Source organism: Streptomyces sp. NPDC127084, from assembly GCF_042724175.1.
Classification (GTDB): Bacteria; Actinomycetota; Actinomycetes; order Streptomycetales; family Streptomycetaceae; genus Streptomyces.
The window spans coordinates 1-18,353 of record NZ_JBHXFA010000076.1 but is presented as its reverse complement, the minus strand read 5'-3'; the positions used below and the strand labels follow the sequence as shown (position 1 = coordinate 18,353).

Annotated in this window: 17 protein-coding genes; 11 read left to right on the top strand and 6 right to left on the bottom strand. The window is 70.5% G+C overall.

Going from position 1 to position 18,353, the window contains the following annotated elements:
* Positions 1-152: 152 nt before the first annotated feature.
* From ACFWI9_RS18895 to ACFWI9_RS18870, 6 genes are all read right to left on the bottom strand, one after another.
* Entirely contained in the window at positions 153-1,322 is a 1,170-nt protein-coding gene (locus ACFWI9_RS18895; protein WP_387163376.1) for an acyl-CoA dehydrogenase family protein, read from the bottom strand.
* 37 nt (positions 1,323-1,359) lie between these two features.
* Positions 1,360-2,538 carry an acyl-CoA dehydrogenase family protein gene (locus tag ACFWI9_RS18890; RefSeq protein ID WP_387163374.1) on the bottom strand — a complete coding sequence of 393 codons (1,179 nt, stop codon included), beginning with the start codon at positions 2,536-2,538 and terminating at the stop codon, positions 1,360-1,362.
* Positions 2,539-2,600: 62 nt separating this feature from the next.
* Positions 2,601-4,661 carry an acetate--CoA ligase family protein gene (locus ACFWI9_RS18885; protein ID WP_387163372.1) on the bottom strand — a complete coding sequence of 687 codons (2,061 nt, stop codon included), beginning with the start codon at positions 4,659-4,661 and terminating at the stop codon, positions 2,601-2,603.
* Between the two features lies 1 nt (position 4,662).
* Positions 4,663-4,854, bottom strand: coding sequence for a ferredoxin (locus ACFWI9_RS18880; RefSeq protein ID WP_387163370.1), 192 nt, complete (start codon positions 4,852-4,854; stop codon positions 4,663-4,665).
* 15 nt (positions 4,855-4,869) lie between these two features.
* Positions 4,870-6,186 carry an NADH-ubiquinone oxidoreductase-F iron-sulfur binding region domain-containing protein gene (locus ACFWI9_RS18875; protein ID WP_387163368.1) on the bottom strand — a complete coding sequence of 439 codons (1,317 nt, stop codon included), beginning with the start codon at positions 6,184-6,186 and terminating at the stop codon, positions 4,870-4,872.
* Positions 6,183-6,686, bottom strand: coding sequence for a hypothetical protein (locus ACFWI9_RS18870; protein WP_387163366.1), 504 nt, complete (start codon positions 6,684-6,686; stop codon positions 6,183-6,185). The genes ACFWI9_RS18875 and ACFWI9_RS18870 overlap by 4 nt, the downstream gene beginning before the upstream one ends.
* 419 nt (positions 6,687-7,105) lie before the next feature.
* On the opposite strand from ACFWI9_RS18870, the gene ACFWI9_RS18865 reads away from it, so the two are divergent.
* The 11 genes from ACFWI9_RS18865 to ACFWI9_RS18815 form a co-directional block, all read left to right on the top strand.
* On the top strand, positions 7,106-8,368 hold the full coding sequence (locus ACFWI9_RS18865) for an aromatic ring-hydroxylating dioxygenase subunit alpha (protein ID WP_387163364.1): 1,263 nt from the start codon (positions 7,106-7,108) through the stop codon (positions 8,366-8,368).
* A gap of 247 nt (positions 8,369-8,615) precedes the next feature.
* Positions 8,616-9,797 (top strand): extracellular solute-binding protein, encoded by a 1,182-nt coding sequence (locus ACFWI9_RS18860; RefSeq protein WP_387163362.1) that lies wholly within the window; start codon positions 8,616-8,618, stop codon positions 9,795-9,797.
* A gap of 1 nt (position 9,798) precedes the next feature.
* A complete protein-coding gene (locus ACFWI9_RS18855) occupies positions 9,799-10,746 on the top strand; it encodes an ABC transporter permease (protein ID WP_387163360.1) in 948 nt (315 codons plus the stop codon).
* Positions 10,743-11,666 (top strand): ABC transporter permease, encoded by a 924-nt coding sequence (locus tag ACFWI9_RS18850; RefSeq protein WP_387163358.1) that lies wholly within the window; start codon positions 10,743-10,745, stop codon positions 11,664-11,666. Before ACFWI9_RS18855 ends, ACFWI9_RS18850 begins: the two co-directional genes overlap by 4 nt.
* A gap of 4 nt (positions 11,667-11,670) precedes the next feature.
* On the top strand, positions 11,671-12,822 hold the full coding sequence (locus tag ACFWI9_RS18845; RefSeq protein ID WP_387163356.1) for an ABC transporter ATP-binding protein: 1,152 nt from the start codon (positions 11,671-11,673) through the stop codon (positions 12,820-12,822).
* 39 nt (positions 12,823-12,861) lie between these two features.
* Positions 12,862-14,190 (top strand): flavin monoamine oxidase family protein, encoded by a 1,329-nt coding sequence (locus ACFWI9_RS18840; protein ID WP_387163353.1) that lies wholly within the window; start codon positions 12,862-12,864, stop codon positions 14,188-14,190.
* On the top strand, positions 14,183-15,631 hold the full coding sequence (locus ACFWI9_RS18835; RefSeq protein ID WP_387163351.1) for an aminobutyraldehyde dehydrogenase: 1,449 nt from the start codon (positions 14,183-14,185) through the stop codon (positions 15,629-15,631). Before ACFWI9_RS18840 ends, ACFWI9_RS18835 begins: the two co-directional genes overlap by 8 nt.
* Positions 15,632-15,959: 328 nt before the next feature.
* Positions 15,960-16,391 carry a tyrosinase cofactor gene (locus ACFWI9_RS18830; RefSeq protein ID WP_387163349.1) on the top strand — a complete coding sequence of 144 codons (432 nt, stop codon included), beginning with the start codon at positions 15,960-15,962 and terminating at the stop codon, positions 16,389-16,391.
* 17 nt (positions 16,392-16,408) lie between these two features.
* A complete protein-coding gene (locus ACFWI9_RS18825; protein ID WP_387163347.1) occupies positions 16,409-17,248 on the top strand; it encodes a tyrosinase family protein in 840 nt (279 codons plus the stop codon).
* Positions 17,249-17,333: 85 nt separating this feature from the next.
* Positions 17,334-17,834, top strand: coding sequence for a hypothetical protein (locus ACFWI9_RS18820; RefSeq protein ID WP_387163345.1), 501 nt, complete (start codon positions 17,334-17,336; stop codon positions 17,832-17,834).
* A gap of 54 nt (positions 17,835-17,888) precedes the next feature.
* A partial coding sequence (locus ACFWI9_RS18815) for a hypothetical protein (protein WP_387163343.1) occupies positions 17,889-18,353 on the top strand: 465 nt, incomplete at its 3' end.

Sequence of the window (18,353 nt, the reverse complement as noted above, 5' to 3'; positions counted from 1 at the left end):
ATCTGCGTGGTCTCGCCGCACCCGCGCTCCTGTGAGCTGAGGGCCGTCCGCTTCGTCGTGCGGTCGACCGGTGGGGGCGATGGCGGAACCGGTGTGGGCAGGGACCGTTGGCCCGGAACCCACACCGGCCGCAGTCATGGCCGCCTCTGTCGTCATTCGGTCGGCAGCTGAAGCACCCCCGTGCCACGCTTGACCAGCTCACCCGCGATGATCAGGCGCTGGATCTCGGACGTGCCCTCCCAGATGCGGTCGACGCGCAGTTCACGGTAGAGACGCTCCACCGGGTAGGAGCGGTCGTAGCCGCGGCCCCCGAAGATCTGCACACAGCGGTCGATCACCCGGCCTGCGGCTTCACTCGCCGAGAGCTTGGCGATGGCTGCCTTGGCGTGCAGCGTCTTGCGGTCGGACAGCCCCGCGTCCACCTCCCAGGCGACCTGGTGGGTGTAGGCGCGGTTGACGGCGATGTCGACGGCGCAGTCGGCGAGCATGCCCTGGATGAGCTGGAAGTCGGCGATACGGGAGCCGAACTGGCGGCGTTCCACGGCCCAGTCGCGGGCCAGTTCCAGCGCGCGCTCGGCGGCGCCGGTGGTACGGGCCGCGATCATCAGGCGCTCCTCGGTGAACCAGGAGCGGGTGATGTCGTAGCCGTTGCCGATCCCGCCGAGAACCGCGTCATCGCCCACCCGCACATCGCTGAAGGTGAACTCGGGGTGCTCGTACACGAAGGTGTGCATGAAGCGCGGCACCCTGGTCATCTCGATACCCGGGGTGTCCTTGTCCACCAGGAACAGGGTCGGGGCCCGCTCCTCCCCGGCAGCAGCCAGCACGATCATGAAATCGGCGTGGTCCCCGACGGTGACGAACCACTTCTCGCCGTTGAGCACCCAGCCGTCGCCGGTGCGGGTCGCGGTTGTCTTCAGGTTCTGCGGGTCGGAGCCGGCCTCGGGCTCGGTCACCGCGTAGCAGTCACGGCGCGCGCCCCGGATGACCGGGACGAGATAGCGCTCCCGCTGTTCGGGGGTGCAGAAGCGGAGCGCGTTGGCCGGCCGCCAGACCATGTCCCACAGCGCGCCGGTGAGGCGGCCCAGTTCCTCCTGGACGGTCGCCTGCTCCAGGATGGTCAGTCCGGCGCCGCCCCATTCGGCGGGCATGTTGACCGCCTGGAGCCCGCTGGCCAGTACGGCGTCGCGGATCTCGGTGTGGGCGGCGGGCGGCAGCCCGTTGTTCTCCTCGCAGTCGACCTCGTACTTCATGATGAACTGGGTGAGTTCGCGGGCGGAGCTCCGCAGTTCTTCCTGACGGGCGGTGAGACGGAAGTCCATGGCAGTCCTCGGGTTCGGTGGCGCTACGGGTACGGGGTCAGGAACCGGACAGGGGGAGTGCGAGCGCCTGGGTGCCGCGCTTGATGAGCTCGTTGGCGATGATCAGGCGCTGGATCTCGGATGTGCCTTCCCAGATGCGGTCGACGCGCAGTTCGCGGTACATCCGCTCGACCGGGTAGTGGCGGTCGTAGCCGCGGCCGCCGAAGATCTGGAGGCAGCGGTCGATGACCCGGCCCGCGGCTTCACTGGCCGCCAGCTTGGCTGTGGACGCCTTGGCGTGCAGCGTCTTGCGGTCCGTGTGCGGCTGGTCGGCCTCCCAGGCGACCTGGTGGGTGTAGGCGCGGTTGACGGCGATGTCGACCGCGCAGTCGGCGAGCATGCCCTGGATGAGCTGGAAGTCGGCGATACGGGAGCCGAACTGGCGGCGTTCCACGGCCCAGTCGCGGGCCAGTTCCAGCGCGCGCTCGGCGGCGCCGACGGTGCGGGCGGCGATCATCAGCCGCTCGTCCGTGAACCACTCCTTCGTCAGCTCGTAGCCCCGGCCCACACCGCCGAGTACGTCCTCGTCGGGCACGAACACGTCGGTGAGCACGAACTCCGGATGCCCGTTGACCGCGGAGTGCATGAAGTGCGGCACCCGGGTCATCTCCAGGCCCGGAGCCTGCTTGTCCACGAAGAACAGCGTCGCCTCGCGATCCGGACCGGCATCGGCCTGCACGAGCAGGAAGTCCGCGATGTCACCGCAGGTCACAAACCACTTCTCGCCGTTGAGCAGCCAGCCGCCCTCGGTCCTGGTGGCCGTGCTCGTGCCCGACGAGGGATCCGATCCCGCGCCCGGCTCCGTCACCGCGAAGGCGTCGAACCGCTCACCGCGGATGACCGGCAGCAGATACTTCTCACGCTGCGCCTCAGTGCCGTAGGCGAGGACGTTGGCAGGCCGCCAGGGGATGTCCCACAGGCAGTTGGTGACCTTGCCGAACTCTTCCTCCACGATGACCTGGTCCAGCAGGGACAGACCGGCCCCGCCCCACTCGGCGGGCATGTTGATCGCGTACACGCCTGCGTCGATCGCCGCGCGGGTCAGCTCTCGTACGGTGTCCGCGGGCAGCGGGCCGCCCGCCTCCTCCGACTGGTTCTCGTAGCGCATCAGCAGCCGGGTGTACTCGGCGGCCCGCTCCTTGAGCTGGGCCTGCTCGGGGGTGTAGCGAAAGTCCATGAACGCCTCCTCAGGGGAGAGATGGGGAGATGGGGGAGAAGGGAGGGCAGCGGGCGGGCCGTTCAGGCGAGTACGGCCCGGGCGTCCAGGGCGAGTACGCCGCTCGGACGGACCAGCAGGGGATTGATCTCCAGCTCGGCGATCTCCGGATGCGCCGCGGCGACCTCGGTGATCAGGGCGATGACCTCGGCGGCCGCGGTCACGTCGACGGCCGGCCGGCCGCGTACCCCCGCGAGGAGCCGAGCCGTGCGCAGCCCTCGCAGCAGCCGCTCGGCGCGCGGCGCGGGCACGGGGGCCAGCGAGAACGCGACATCGTGCAACGTCTCGGTGAGCACCCCGCCGAGTCCGACCATGGCGACGGGACCGAAGCGGGGGTCCTGGTTGACGCCCACGATCAGCTCGACCCCATCGCTGAGATCGGCCATCGCCTCCACCGAGTACGCGGTCGCGCCGAGTCTGGCGTGCATCTCCCGGTACGCGGCCAGGAGCGCCGCCCGGTCCGGGAGCCGCAGCGCGACACCGCCCGCGTCCGACTTGTGCAGCAGATGCAGCGCCTTCAGCACATAGGGGCCGCTGAACTCCGCGGCAGCAGCCAGCAGCTCGGCCTCACCGGTGACCTCGCGGGCCGCCGGGAACGGCACCCCGGCCGCTGCGAGCAGAGCCCGAACGCCGTGGTAGCCGGGGTCCTCCAGCGGCGCGGCGGGAGCGGGCTGGGGGCCGACCCCGTACAGTTCCGGGCTCCCTTCCACCGTCAGTGCGGTCAGCGCACGGGCGGCGTCCTCCGTGGCGGAGAACACCGGCACACCCGCGTCCGCGAGGATCCGGCAGCTCGGCGCCTGCGGATACATCGACTGGACGACCAGCGGCTTCGGGTGCTCCACGCGGCGCAGGACGATATCCCGCGCGGCCCGGATCTCGCCTTCGGCCAGGGCCATCCCACCGCCGCCTAGCCCGCCCTCGGAGGCGGAGTACCCACCGAAGTAGCCCGTCATCAGCACCGCGTCGACCTCGTCGGCGGCGAGCAGCGAACCGACGGCCTCGGCGTACGAACGGGGGTCCTGCTCGCCCATCCCCGCCAGGTCCACCGGGTTGCCCACGGCGGACTGCTCCCACAGCACCGACCGCAGCCGGGCCTGCGCCTTCTCGCCCAGCTCGGGGACGTCGAGTCCGGCCGACTCGGCGGCGTCGGCGGCGATCACACCATGGCCGCCGCCGTCAGTGAACACCGCCGTACGCCGTCCGCTACCGCGACCGCCGGACCGAAGCGCGGTCAGCACGACGGTCATCTCCCTCGGTGTGGCGACGAGTTCGACCCCGGCGTCGCGGCAGGCGGCGGCCACCACGTCGGCTGACGTGGTGAGGGCGCCGGTGTGGGACTGGGCGCTGCGGGCGGACGCGCTGCCGCGTCCCGCAGTGAGCAGCACGACGGGCTTGCCGGCCGCGGCGGCGGCCCGGGCGAAGGCGCGACCGTCGCCGAAGTCCTCCGCGTACACCGCGATCGCCGAAGTGCCGTCGTGGCGGGCGCAGTCCTCGACCAGATCGACAAGGGTGACGTCCGACTGGTTGCCGAGTGAGACGAAGCGGGAGAAGCCCAGACCGTGCGGCGCGAAGCGCAGTTGGAGCTCCAGGGCGAGATTTCCGCTCTGGCTCAGCAGCGCGATCCCACCGGGGGTGAAGGTGTCGGAAGCCAGATACAGCTCCGTCGTGTTGTCGGCGATGCCAAGGCAGTTGGGTCCGACCAGCACGGCCCCCGACGCGTGCACCCGCTCGGCTATCGCCCGCTGCCGGGCGAGCCCGGCGGCGCCCGTCTCGGCGAATCCGGCCGTGATGGCGACGATCGCGCGTGCCCCGCAGCTCAGGGCTTCCTCTACGGCGGCTTCGAAGCCCTCGGCGGGTACGGAGATCACGGCCAGGTCGACCGGTTCGCCTATCGCGGTGAGCGAGGTCGCGGCCGGGCGGCCGAGCACCGTACCGCCGCGGCGGTTGACCAGGTGGACGGGGCGCCTGCCGGGGGCGCGCAGCGCCTGCGCGGCCACGGCATGGCCGTACTTGGCCGGGTCGTCACTGGCGCCGACCACCGCGACGGACGCGGGGTCGAACAGCGCTGTCAGATCGCGTGCCATCTCACTTCTCCAGCCGCAGCGCGGAGTTGGGGCAGGACTCGGCGCAGGCGCGAGCCGCGTCCTCGCCGCCGCTCGGCACGGGGACCGCGATGACCGAGGCATAGCCCCACTCGTCGAGCTCGACGAGGTCGGGGGCGTGTTCCTGGCACAGGCCATAGCCCTGGCAGCGGGTGGAGTCAAGCAGGAGTTTCATGGTGGTCCTTTCAGCTCAGCGAGGGCTCGACGGGGACACCCGCTCGGGGTCGGGCTCCGGGAAGGAGTGGGCCCGCTGCCCGAGGTGGTCCATGACCGGGGGGACGGGTACCACCAGGCGATGGCCGCCGGTGGGTGGGGCCGCGGCGCAGGCCGCGCAGACCGCGCCGAGGTGGGCGCGGACGAGGTCGGGAAAGGCGCGCAGCAGGCTGCCCGCCGCCCCTGCCGCGGCGTCGAGCAGCCCGCAGGCGCCGCGCCCGGGCAGCCCCGACGACCAGCGCCGCAGCCGCTCCTCGGTGTCCGGCGCAGCGGTGCCGTCGGTCAGCCGCCGCAGGGTGTCCGCGATCGCCGCGGTCCCGGAGACACAGACACCGCACTGGCGAGCGCTCTCGGCCTGGAGATGCCCGACGGCGTCCGCCGCCGTCGCCACGGGACAGCTGCCGGGACCGAGGAATCGGATCGCCCCGCAGCCCAGCGCCGTGCCCGCCGTGGCGAGCGCCGCGCCGTCGAGCGTCAGACCGAGTGCGTCAGGCCCGATGAGCCCGCCGAACAGGCCGCCCATCAGAGCTCCGCTCGGCTTCGCGGTGCCCTGGACCGCGGCCAGGGCACCCAGGGTCGTTCCATACGGCGCCTCCGAGAGCAGCGCGCCGCCGTCGGGTGAGGAAAGGGTCAGCAGGGTGCTGCCCGCGATCTCGTGCCGGCGCTCGGGGCGGGCGGCGATCAGGGCGATCCTGGCAAGCGTCTCGACGTTGGATACCAGGGTCGGCTGGTCGCCGACTCCCCGTTCGTACGGGCGCGGAGGCTTCGCGGTGGGCAGGGCGGGGCCGCCGTTGATCCGCCGTACCGCCGCGGTCTCCTCGCCGGCCACATAGGTGTGGGCGGTCTCGATCACCTCGGTGGGTGTACGGGGCGGGCACTCGGTGAGCGCCTGGCGGACCCGCGCGGCGGCGTAGGGGTCGGAGACGTAGACGTATCCCCGGGTGGCGCCGGTGATCGCGGCGGCTCGGTCGAGGCCGTCCAGCACGAGATGCGGTCTGGCCCGCAGCAGCCAGCGGTCCTTGACCGATCCCGGCTCGCCCTCCTCGCCGTTCGCGACGACGACAGGGCTCCCGCCGCTGTCGCGTACCGTCCGCAGCTTCACGGCGACGGGGAACCCGGCTCCGCCGCGACCGCGCAGCCCGGCATCGGCGACATGGTCCAGCAGGCGCTCCGGCGAGTCCGTACTCCGATAGCCGCCGTCCGCTGTGTATGCCGCGCCGCTCTCCACGACGTGGGGTACCGCGCCGAGGGCGGTACCGGCCCGGTAGGGCATCAGGGAGCGGATCACGGTCATCCCCGGCCTCCTTGTCGTCGCTGCTGTCCGTGTTGTGCTCGGTGTGTTTGCGGCTGTGCCCTGGCGGCACTGGGATCCGTTGTGTCGGTGTCGGTGTCGGTGTGGTCCGCATCCGTCTCGCGCAGAACGCGGACCGCCGTCTCCAGAGCGTGCCGGTCCGCCGCCGTGCGGCCGTAACCGTTGCCCGGCATGCCGATGAGCATGCGGTGGTGGTCCAGCACGACCTCTCCCGCCAGCAGCGCCGCCTCCCGGTCCCCCTGGCGTGCGCCGGAGGCGACCGCGGTCACCAGGTCCGTCACCTCGGCGAGATAGCGCAGCCAGCCGCGCTCGCTGCCGTGCAGGATCAGGCGCTCCACGCGGTGCCGCTCGGCTGCCGCCAGCGCGGGCAACGCCGTGTCCACGTCGGACATGGGAGCGCGCAGCGCGGCGACGGTGGAGGGTAGTTCCCGCTCCGGTTCGGGTGTCAGGCCGAGCCAGGCGAGACTCCGGCGACCACTCATGCTGCCTCCGGGTGGGAGAGGGGTGGGGAACGGGAGTGGGGTACCGCTGCGGCGCGGGCTGGCCGGAGGCGCGCTGTCGGGGCCGGCGGTCGGGGCGGTGCGCCGTGCGGCGAGGGATTCGGCGAAGCGGGGTTCGGCGAAAAGGGGATTCGGGATCAGGACCGGGCGGATGCCCGGTGCTGCCGCCTTCGGTCCGGAGCCATGGCCTGCGTACCGGATCGCCGGCGGTGGCGATGCCGACTACGCTAACTAATCAATTAGTCAGTCCACAAGTCTTGACACCGTGGAAACCCGCCAGCAATCTGACTGGCCAGTTAGTCAGTGCGCTTTCGGTGCAGTCCTTCGCCAGGCCCCACCGACAGCCCCAGGGCCTGCCTCAACACCGATCGCCGCGCTTGGCGGCAGTGAGGAGTCACCCGATGCAGCCCGAAGCCCCCGCGACCGAGGACACCCGCGAAACCACCGCGCCGTCGCCCGGAACCGCCTCCCTCTCCACGCCACCGCCCACAGCGGCCCCCGCCCCGCCTGCGGAGCCGTCGAACGTAGCCCGTCCCCCGGAGCCCACTCAGCATCCCGGCCGGGCCCTGTCCGCCCGCTACTACACCGACGCTGACAGCCTCGCGGCCGAGCAGCGGCATGTCTTCGCCAAGTCCTGGCAGCTGGTCTGCCACGAGTCGGACCTCCCGGGACCCGGTGCCCGGCTCGCGGCCACGGCCGGCGGGCGTGAGGTGCTGGTCGTCCGCACCGAGGACGGCGGCCTCGCCGCCCACCTCAATGTGTGCCGCCACCGGGGAACGCGCCTGGTCACGGCCCCCGAGCCGGACGGCAAGGCGATCCGCTGCCCGTACCACGGCTGGACGTACAAGCTCGACGGGCGCCTTGTGGGCGCTCCCGAAGCCCGGCAGATCCCCTGTCTCGACAAGCCCAAGCTCGGCCTCTTCCCGGTACGGGTGGAGTCCTTCCTCGGCTTTGTGTTCGTCAACCACGACCCCGACGCCGTACCGCTCGCCGAGCAGTGCGCGGGCCTCGCCGAGGCCGTCGGTCATTACGCCGGAACCGACCTGGTGCCCATCGGCCGCAGCCGGATCCACGATCTGGCCGGCGCCGAGGTGCAGCACGCCAACTGGAAGATCGCTGTCGACAACTATCTGGAGGGCTACCACGTACCCGTGGCCCACCCGGGGCTGATGCGGCTGCTCGACTACCAGGGATACACGTGCGAACTCGCCGAGTCGTACGCGCTCTTCGCCTCGCCGTTGCGCGACAAGCCCTCGTCGAACTGGGCCGAGCGCCTCTACCAGCGGATCACCGCCCCCATGCCGGGGCTCACCGAGGCAGACCACCGGGTCTGGCGGTACGCGGTGATATACCCCAATACACTCATCGACTTCTACCCCGACCATGTGCTTGCCTGGACCGCTATACCCACGGCCGTGGACCGTGTGGCCGTACCCGGCGCTTTCTACACCAAGCGTGGGACCGGGCTGCGCACCCGCATCGCCCGGCGGCTGAACATCCACATCGGCTGGATCACGAACGACGAGGACGCCGAACTGGTCGCCCGGGTGCAGAAAGGACTCACCACTCCCGGGTTCGAGCCCGGCCCCCTCTCCCGGCGTGAGTCGGCGGTCGGCTGGTTCGCGGACCGTGTCCGGGCCGATCTCGACGCCGCGGAGCGCTGACCCGCACCTCGCCCCACGCCTGCCCGCCCAGTCCCCACTCCGATCCCTGATCGCGTGGCACTCCCCGCCACGCATCCGTAACCCCCCGCTACGCATCCGCATCACACGCACCCGTCCGGCCCCGGCGGTGGTGACCCCCACCCCCGCACCGCCCCGCGGCCCCCGGGTCCCTGCCCAGGCAGGGACCATGCCCCGCGACCGCCCTGTAGCAGTGCTCGCACCGCGCAAATCCACGGAGAGGACACCGATGTCCCCCGAGGCACCGCCATCCCCATCCGCATCCCCACTTCACGGCGCCCGCGCCCCTCTGTCGCGCCGCTCCCTCCTGCGCACCGGCGCCGCCGCCACCGCCGGTATCGGCCTCGGTCTCACCGCGTCCGGATGCGGGTTCCTCCCGTCCGACACCGGCACCTACGGAGACACCGAAGCTCCCATCGATGTCAAGGTCGACGGTGATCTCGTCTACTTCAACTGGGCCGACTTCGTCGACCCGGCCGTCTTCGCCGGATTCGAGAAGGAGTACGGCGTCAAGGTCATCCAGTCGAACTTCGACTCGATGGAAGGCATGGTCGCCAAGCTCAACGCGGGCAACCGGTACGACATCATTTTCCCCAGCGCCAAATGGGCCCAGCGGCTGGCCGCCGGTCACCGGCTGCGCCGGATCGACCACAGCAAGCTCAGGAACGCCGAGTCGGTCTTCGGCGACTACCCGTACTTCGCCGACCCCTGGTATGACGCCGACTCGCGGTACACCGTCCCGCGCATCATGTACAAGACGGGTATCGGCTGGCGCAAGGACAAGATCGGCGACAATCTCGGCGGCTCCTGGGACGACCTCTGGAACGCCAAAGCCAAAGGCCGGGTGTTCGTGCTCGACGACCGCGACGAGGTGCTCGGCTTCGCCGCGCTCAAGCTCGGCCTCGACGTCTACACGGAGGACGAGGGCGACCTCGGCAGGATCGCCGAAACGCTCAGATCCCTGCGCCCCCATCTGCGCGGCTTCTCCAGCGACAGCTACAACAACCTGCTCAACGGCAACGCCGTGATGACCCAGGCATGGAGCGGGGACATGGCCGCCATGCTGGCCGAGGCCGAAGACCCCTCCCTCCTCGGCTTCGAGATAGCCAAGGAGGGCTCCCCGGTCAACTCGGACTGCTATGCCATCCCCTCCGACGCGCGCCATCCCGGCACCGCGATGCTCTTCATCGACTACATGCTCCGCCCGGAGATCGCGAAGAAGAACATCGAGTACATCGGCTACCCGATGCCGGTCGGCGGCACCGAGGACACCTACGCCGCTCTTGTGGAGCCCTTCCCCGAGTGCCTGGTCTCGGCCGAGGACCTCAAGGACGATCTCTTCTTCCGCAACGGCACCGCGAGGGGCGAGCAGGCACGTGACAGCGCCTGGACGCACGTGAAGGCGGGATGACATGGCCACCCACACCACCCCCGGCCCGCGTACCGGGCCCACCTCGTCCACACGGTCCGGTCGGCCCGCCCGGCGCCGAGGCGCCTCAGCCAAGGCCAACCGGATCTGGACCTGGCTGATGCTCCCCGGCACCCTCTGGATGGCCGCGTTCCTGCTGGCCTCACTCGTGCTGGTCGCCACCCTCGCGCTCGGCACCACCGACCCGCTCGGCAATCCGCGCTTCGGCTTCAACCTCGACAACATCACCGCGCTGGCCGATCCCGCCTACCGGTCCGTGATGCTCCGGTCCCTCGGATACGCCCTGCTGACCGTGGTGATCTGCCTGGCCGTGGCCTATCCGGTGGCGTACGCCATCGCCCTGCACGGCGGACGGTTCAAGAACTTCCTGATCGCCGCCATCGTCGTACCGTTCTTCGCCAACTACCTGGTGCGGATGTACGGCTGGTCCGTGGTCCTCTCCGACGACGGCCCGCTGCTGAAGGCCCTTCGTGCCATCGGACTCGCCGACGGCGACACCAAGATTCTCCAGACCGGTCTGGGTGTCATCGCCGGACTCGTCTACGGCTTCGTCGTCTTCATGATCATCCCACTCTACGCGGCCCTCGAACGCATGGACGTCTCCCTCATCGAGGCGGGACGCGACCTCTACGGCGGACCGCTGAGGACCTTCTTCTACGTCACCCTGCCCGCGACCCGGCAGGGCGCGGCAGCCGGCTGCGTCCTTGTCTTCCTGCCCGCCATGGGCGACTTCGTCAGTGCCCAGCTGATGGGAGGTCCCGACCAGATCATGATCGGCAACCTGATCCAGGACAAGTTCTTCCAGGGCCAGAACTGGCCACTCGGCTCGGCGCTCACCATGCTGATGATGGCCGTGCTGTTCCTCGGGATGCTCGGCTATCTGCGCCGCACCCGCAAGGACGAGCAGGACGAGGCGGGGGCAGCCCGATGACACTCGCCGTACCGGGCAAGCCCCGCGACACCGACACCGACACCGAGACCGCCACCGGCACCGCACTGGGCAAGGCCCGGCCAGGCGCCGCACCGCGCAGGGCCCGCCGGGGCACCGACCGCAAGCCCCGCCTCGCCATCACCGTGACCGCTGTGTTCTTCGCGCTGCTCTATCTGCCGATCGGTGTGGTGGTTCTCTTCTCCTTCAACTCCCAGAAGTCCCTGACCGTGTTCAAGGACTTCAGCCTCCGCTGGTACGAAGCCTTCCTCCGCGACGACTCCCTGCTCCAGTCGCTGGACATGAGCCTTCGGGTCTCGCTGGTGGCCATGGCCGGATCGCTCATTCTGGGCGTGACACTGGCACTCGGCCTGGTGCGCAGCCGCAGCCGGCTCGGCTCCCTGGCCGGACTGATCATGCTGATCCCGCTGATCACTCCGGAGATCGTCACCGGGGTCGCGGCGATGCTGCTCTTCAAGGGCATGGGAGTCACCCTGTCCACCACGACGGTGATGCTCGCCGAGATCACCTTCTCCATCTCCTATGTCACGGTCGTGCTCCGCTCCCGGATCGCCGCACTCAATCCGGAGACGGAGGAGGCGGCGATGGACCTCGGAGCCACCCGCTGGCAGGCCCTGCGGCTGGTCACCCTGCCCGCGCTGCTGCCCAGCATCCTGGCCTCGGCGGTGCTGATCTTCGCCCTGGTCTTCGACGACTTCGTGCTCGCCTACTTCACGACCGGCGTCGACCCGCAGCCGCTGTCCGTACGCATCTACTCCGCCATCCGCTTCGGTGTGCAGCCCACCATCAACGCCGTAGGCACCCTGATGCTCGCCGGATCCATCACCCTGATCGCCCTCGCACTCTTCCTCCCGCGTCTCTTCGGCCGTCGCGGCGGCCTCGATCTCCTCTCCGGGAAGTGACACCGTGACGCTCACCCCAGACACCAACCCCGCGACGCCCGCCGACCCCACGGCCACGGCTACGGCCACGGCCACGGCCACGGCTACGGCGCCCGTACCGGCGGTCCGGCTCCACGACATCAGCAAGAGCTACGGCGACGCCTACGCGGTCCACTCGCTGTCGCTCGACATCGCACCCGGCGAGTTCTTCTCCCTGCTGGGCCCCTCCGGTTGCGGCAAGACCACCACACTGCGCATGATCGGCGGGTTCACCGACCCCACCGACGGCACCATCCTGCTCGGCGGCGAAGACGTCACCTCACTGCCCCCCAACAAGCGCGACGTCAACACGGTGTTCCAGAGCTACGCCCTCTTCGACCATCTCTCGGTCGCCGACAACGTGGCCTTCGGTCTCAAGCGCACCGGAGTGTCACGCGGCGAGATACGTGAACGGGTCGGCACCATGCTGGAACGTGTCCAGCTCTCCGCACTCGCCGACCGCAAACCCCGTACCCTCTCCGGTGGCCAGCGCCAGCGTGTCGCACTCGCCCGCGCTCTCGTCAACCGCCCCCAGGTGCTGCTGCTCGACGAGCCGCTCGCGGCGCTCGACCTCAAGCTCCGCCGCCAGATGCAGGTGGAACTCAAGCAGATCCAGCGGGAGATCGGCATCACCTTCGTCTTCGTCACCCACGACCAGGACGAGGCGCTGACCATGTCGGACCGGCTGGCTGTGATGAGCGAGGGCCATGTCGAACAGTGCGGCACCCCCGAGGACGTCTACGAGCGGCCCACGAGCAGCTTCGTCGCCTCCTTCATGGGTACCTCCAACCTGGTCCCCGGCACCTACCGCGCGGGCCAGGTCGTCCTGGACGAGGGGCCGGCACTGTCCGTAGGAGCCCGCAGTGGTGTCGCCGACGGCACCAGGGTCAGCCTGTCCATCCGGCCGGAGAAGATCTGGCTCTCCGACTTCCTGCCGGACATGGCACGGGTCAGCGGCGTCGTGCGCGAGACCGTCTACTCCGGTCCCACCACCACCTATCTCATCGAACTGGCGCCCGGTATCACGGTGTCCGTGCTGGAGCAGAACACCGACCGCTCCCGTATGGAAGACCGCTGGAGCGGTGGCGAGACCGTCGAGATCGGCTGGAAGCCAGAACACTGCCTGGTCCTCGACTGAGCACCCAGCCCTCCTGACCGCACACGAAGGAACGTGCTAATGAACCACGATGTCATCGTGCTCGGCGCCGGACTCGCCGGTCTGGCCGCAGCATGGGACCTGGCCGCAGGCGGAGCCGATGTGCTGGTCGCCGAGGCACGCGGCCGGGCCGGCGGGCGGGTCGAGCAGACCGAACTGCCCGACGGCCGGCTCGTCCAGCTCGGCGGTGAGGTGGTCGGCCGGGCGCACAGCGCGTATCTCGCGCTGGTCGCCGAGCTCGGCCTCAGCCTGGTCCCCAGCTATGTCGCCGAGCCCGGTGTCATCGCCCGTGCCACACCCGAGGGCATCTCGGCAGGAGACCCACCGCACTGGTTCGGTCCGGGAGACGACACCGCGCACCGGCGGGTCAGCGCCGCCTTCGCCGCGCTCGCGGCATCCGTCGACCCGGACGACCCCTGGAACCACCCGGAGGCCACCGCCCTGGACGGCCTGTCCGTGGCGGACTGGCTGCGCTCCGAAGGGGCGAGCCCGGCCGTCGTACGGCTGTGGGAGATCGGCCAGCTCGCCCTCGCCGACGGCTCGTACGAACGCACCTCACTCCTCGCAGCCCTGCGCAAACACGCCGCGGTGCCCGGCGAAGGCGACCGGAGCTCCGGGCACTACGACTACGAGGACTGGGAGGGACTGCGGGTCGCGGAAGGCTCCGCCACCGTGGCCCTGCGCATGGCCGACGCCCTCGGCGAGCGCGTCCGGTACGGCGCGCCCGTGGAGGCCGTCGACATCAGCCGCTCGGGCTGCGCCGTGCGGCTCGCGTCGGGGGAGACCCTCACCGCACGGGCCGTCGTCAGCGCACTCCCGGTCGGCCCGCTGCGCTCGGTGCCGATCAGCGGTGTGTCCACTGAGCGCCTCGCCTCGCTGCACCGCCAACGCCAGGCCGTCGCAGCCAAGTTCGCCGCCGCGTACACCAAGCCCTTCTGGCGTGACAGCGGACTCAACGGCCTGTCCGAGAACGAGGGCGTGCTCGGCAGCACCTGGCCGCAGAACGAGGGCGTCCTCTCCGCGCTCATCCCGCCGGAGCGGTACGGGGTGCTGCTCGGCATGCCGCAGGCGCTGCGCGAGACGGAGCTGCTCTCCGACATCGCCCGGCTCTACGGAGACGAGGCGCACCGCCCGCTGGGCAGCTGGATCCGGCTGTGGGGCACCGACCCCTGGACCCAGGGGTACGTCACCCAGTGGACACCTGGTGACGTGCTGGCCGTCGGCCCTCTGCACGGCACCCATGAACCACCGTTCTACGTCTGCGGATCGGACCAGTGGGTGGCCGGGTACATGGAAGGTGCGGTACGTACCGGCCGGGCAGCCGCCGACGAGGTGCTGCGCCATGGCTGACTCCGCCCGTACCCCGGCACCGGTCCTCACCCCCGCGCCGGTCCTCCGGCAGATCCACAACCACATCGCCGGGACCGACCGGCCCGGCGCGTCCGGTGAGTCGATGCCCCTCATCGACCCCGCCACCGGCCGGGTGAGCGGCAGTGCCCCGCGTTCCTCCGCCGCCGATGTGAGCGCGGCGTGCGCCGCCGCGGAAGGTGCCCTGGAACGCTGGGCGGCCGCCACCCCGATGACCCGCCAGCGAGCCCTGCTGCGACTGGCCGACGCCCTTGAGACCCATTCCGACGACCTGGTGGCCGCCGAGGTCGCGGACACCGGCAAGCCCCCCGAGCTGTTCCGCGCCGACGAACTACCCGCCATCGCGGACACCGTGCGGTTCTTCGCCGGGGCCGCACGTGCCCTGCCGGGAGCGGCGGCGGCCGAGTACACGGAGGGCCGCACCTCGATGCTGCGCCGTGAGCCGGTCGGTGTCTGCGGTCAGATCACCCCCTGGAACTACCCCCTGATGATGGCGGTGTGGAAGGTCGCCCCAGCGCTGGCCGCCGGTAACACCGTCGTGCTGAAACCGGCTGACACCACCCCGTCGTCCGCGGCCCTGCTCGCCCGTATCGCGGCCCCGCATCTGCCGCCGGGTGTGCTCAACGTGGTGTGCGGCGACCGGGACACCGGCCGGGTACTCGTCACCGACCCGAGGGTCCGCCTGGTCGCTGTCACCGGCAGCGTCAGGGCGGGCCGGGAGATAGCGGCGGCGGCTGCCGACGACCTCAAGCGCGTCCACCTGGAACTCGGAGGCAACGCACCGGTGATCGTGTACGACGACGTCGACGTCGACTCCTGCGCCGCCGAACTCGCCGGCGTGGCCTACTACAACGCGGGCCAGGACTGCACAGCTCCCAGCCGCTATCTGGTGCACGAGCGGGTGTACGACGCCTTCGTCGCCGCCTTCGCCGCCCGTGCGGCGGAACAACGTCCGGGCACGCACTTCGGTCCGCTCAACAACGCGGCACAACTCGCCTCCGTGGAGGCCCTGCTGGGCCGGCTGCCCGGACATGCCGAGGTGGCCGCGGGCGGTTCGCGTATCGAGCGGCCAGGCCACTACCACGAACCGACCATCGTCACCGGGGTCAGGCAGCGCGACGAGATCGTGCAGGAGGAGATATTCGGCCCGGTCGTGACCGTCCAGCGCTTCACGGACGAGTCGGAGGCCCTGCGCCTCGCCAACGACGTACGGTTCGGCCTCGCCGCGAGCGTGTGGACCAGGGACCATGACCGCGCCATGCGGGCCACCCGCGCCCTGCGTACCGGCATTGTGTGGGTGAACACCCATGGCACGACGGTCTCGGAGATGCCGCATGGCGGAGTGAAGCACTCCGGCTACGGCAGCGATCTCTCGCTGGCGGGCCTGCTGGACTATACGCAGGTCAAGCATGTGATGGTCTGAGGCGGGCGGCTCCCGGGCATGGTGCGGGCATGCTTTCCGGCCAGCTTTCGGCTGTGAGGCCTGGCACATCGTGACCACGGGAGCCGCAAATTCTTCACACAATCGGCATTTCATGTGAGGAATTTGCGTCCGTCCGCCTGGGGGGCGGTTCGTACAACAAGATCGACTTTGACTCGGTACCGCACTGCGTAGCGGGGGATGTCCGTTTAGTGATGGGCGGGACCCTCGCGTTTACCTCCTGATCAGCACCGAACTGTAGGCATGGTCCTGGCAGTCCGCCCGACCAGCGGGCCGCTATCCGACCATGTTTCGTCTCAGGGGGTTACGTATGTCCCGATTCACCCGCCGTCAGGCGCTGGGCGCCGCCGCCGGCGTCGCAGCGGCCGTCGCGGCCACCGGCGCGGCGAAAGCCCTGCCCGCGCACGCCGATGGGCAGGGCTCCGGCCGCGGTACACACCACAACACCGCGCACACCGCGGCCAAGCCCACCGCTCCCGCCTCCTTCGACGAGGTCTACCTGGGCCGGCGGATACAGGGCAAGCCGGCATCACACAGCGGCGGCCACCACGGTCACGGCAGTGGCCACGGCGGCTACACCGTGCTGGTGGACGGCAAGGAACTGCATGTGATGCGGAACGCCGACGGCACCTGGATCAGTGTCGTCAACCACTACGAGCCGCACCCCACGCCCCGCGCCGTGGCCCGCGCCGCCGTCGTGGAACTCCAGGGCGCCGCCCTCGTCCCGCTCGACCTTTCCTGATCCGGAGCACACCAGCGATGACCGTACGCAAGAACCAGGCCCAGCTCAGCTCCGACGAGAAGCGCCGCTTCGTCAACGCGCTCCTCACGCTCAAGCGCAACGGCCGTTACGACACCTTCGTCACCACCCACAACGCGTTCATCATGAGCGATATTGACAGCGGAGACCGGGTCGGCCACCGCTCACCGTCGTTCCTGCCCTGGCACCGCAGATTCCTCATCGAGTTCGAGCGGGCGCTCCAGTCCGTCGATCCCAGCGTGGCACTGCCCTACTGGGACTGGACCGCCGACCGCACCACCGCGTCCTCGATATGGGCGGCCGACTTCATGGGCGGCACCGGCCGGTCCAGGGACGGGCAGGTCACGGACGGACCCTTCTCCGCCGCACGCGGCGCCTGGCCGATCAGTGTGCGCGTCGACGGCCGCACCTTCCTGCGGCGCGACCTCGGCGCCGGTGGCCGGCAACTGCCCACCAAGTCCGAGGTGGACACCGTCCTCGCCATGTCCACCTATGACACCGCACCGTGGAACAGCTCGTCCGACGGCTTCCGCAACCACCTGGAGGGCTGGCGCGGGGTGAACCTGCACAACCGCGTCCATGTCTGGGTCGGCGGCCAGATGGCCACCGGTGTCTCCCCCAACGACCCGGTGTTCTGGATGCACCACGCGTTCATCGACAAGCTCTGGTCGCAGTGGCAGACCCGCCACCCCGGCTCGCCCTACCTCCCAGCGGCCGGCACTCCCAACGTCGTGGACCTGCGCGACACCATGCGCCCCTGGAACGACGTGACACCCGCGGACATGCTGGACCACACGAGCCACTACACCTACGACCTTCCCGCCGCCCCGGCGGCGTAGCCGACGCGAGACCGCAACAGCCCCGGTGGGGAAGCACTTCCCACCGGGGCCCGGTGCGTTGCCGGCTGCGCCTACCCTTGGGCGGGTGAGCCAGCAGAATCAGCACCAGCCCCGGCCGCTCGCCGTGTTCGACCTGGACGGCACCCTCGCCGAAACCGGCCACCGGCAGCATTTCCTGGAACGCCGTCCGCGCGACTGGGACGCGTTCTTCGGCGCCGCTCCCGATGACACCCCACTCGCCGATGGCCTGCGCATGGTCGCCGAGGACGCCGTGGACTGCGAGATCGTCTACCTCACCGGCCGTCCCGAGCGCTGCCGCGCCGCGACCGTCGAGTGGCTCGAACGGCACGGGCTGCCGAACGGCCGGCTCTTCATGCGCCGCAACCACGACCGGCGCCCCGCCCGCACCACCAAACTGGAGATCCTCAAACGCCTCGGACGCAACCGCGAGATCCGGATGCTCGTGGACGACGACGAACTCGTCTGCGACGCCGCACGGCGGGCGGGCTACACCGTCATACGGGCCGACTGGGCGAGTACGTCGGCGGCCATGCGGGACGCCCAGCAGCGCCAGGGCCGCACCTGATCCTCTCCGCCGCCTTCCACCGAGGCACTCACCGCCCACCCCGCGGTCACGGTGGTGGACGACCCGGCGTTCGACATGAGCCATCTGTGTGTGGACCCGGCCGCGCTCAAGGGCCCGGATGACCCGCTGCTGGACGCCCTGGACGGCTACCTCGATTCCGTACTGCCCTCTCAGTGGCTGCCCAGCCCCTCCGGGTTGCCCGCCCTCGCGGACCTGCGGCCGCGGCTGAGCGGCGACTTCGCAGCGCTCGGGGAGCACCTGTGCACCGGCGGCGAGCGCCTCCCGGGCTGGGAGCAGGACCCCGCGCGGTCCGTGCCGCATCTCGTCGTGGAGTGCGCCACTGCCCACGCCCGGGTGAACAGCGTGGGCAGCGGGGCGGACGGCACCGCAGCCAGGTGTGACGTCGACCGGTGCTCCCTGGCCAGCGGCAGCAGACCGACGCGGCGGTCGGCCTGGCAGCCCGACCCGGGTGCGAGGACAAGAACCACCTGTACCGGGGATGGTCTCCCGGTCAGCGAC

Excerpts from the sequence above, each read along its gene's own strand:
- ACFWI9_RS18870 (WP_387163366.1), bottom strand. The coding sequence starts at position 6,686 with ATGAGTGGTCGCCGGAGTCTCGCCTGGCTCGGCCTGACACCCGAACCG.
- ACFWI9_RS18850 (WP_387163358.1), top strand. The coding sequence starts at position 10,743 with ATGACACTCGCCGTACCGGGCAAGCCCCGCGACACCGACACCGACACC.
- ACFWI9_RS18890 (WP_387163374.1), bottom strand. The coding sequence starts at position 2,538 with ATGGACTTTCGCTACACCCCCGAGCAGGCCCAGCTCAAGGAGCGGGCC.
- ACFWI9_RS18840 (WP_387163353.1), top strand. The coding sequence starts at position 12,862 with ATGAACCACGATGTCATCGTGCTCGGCGCCGGACTCGCCGGTCTGGCC.
- ACFWI9_RS18875 (WP_387163368.1), bottom strand. The coding sequence starts at position 6,186 with ATGACCGTGATCCGCTCCCTGATGCCCTACCGGGCCGGTACCGCCCTC.
- ACFWI9_RS18895 (WP_387163376.1), bottom strand. The coding sequence starts at position 1,322 with ATGGACTTCCGTCTCACCGCCCGTCAGGAAGAACTGCGGAGCTCCGCC.
- ACFWI9_RS18855 (WP_387163360.1), top strand. The coding sequence starts at position 9,799 with ATGGCCACCCACACCACCCCCGGCCCGCGTACCGGGCCCACCTCGTCC.
- ACFWI9_RS18865 (WP_387163364.1), top strand. The coding sequence starts at position 7,106 with ATGCAGCCCGAAGCCCCCGCGACCGAGGACACCCGCGAAACCACCGCG.
- ACFWI9_RS18860 (WP_387163362.1), top strand. The coding sequence starts at position 8,616 with ATGTCCCCCGAGGCACCGCCATCCCCATCCGCATCCCCACTTCACGGC.
- ACFWI9_RS18830 (WP_387163349.1), top strand. The coding sequence starts at position 15,960 with ATGTCCCGATTCACCCGCCGTCAGGCGCTGGGCGCCGCCGCCGGCGTC.
- ACFWI9_RS18825 (WP_387163347.1), top strand. The coding sequence starts at position 16,409 with ATGACCGTACGCAAGAACCAGGCCCAGCTCAGCTCCGACGAGAAGCGC.
- ACFWI9_RS18885 (WP_387163372.1), bottom strand. The coding sequence starts at position 4,661 with ATGGCACGCGATCTGACAGCGCTGTTCGACCCCGCGTCCGTCGCGGTG.
- ACFWI9_RS18880 (WP_387163370.1), bottom strand. The coding sequence starts at position 4,854 with ATGAAACTCCTGCTTGACTCCACCCGCTGCCAGGGCTATGGCCTGTGC.
- ACFWI9_RS18835 (WP_387163351.1), top strand. The coding sequence starts at position 14,183 with ATGGCTGACTCCGCCCGTACCCCGGCACCGGTCCTCACCCCCGCGCCG.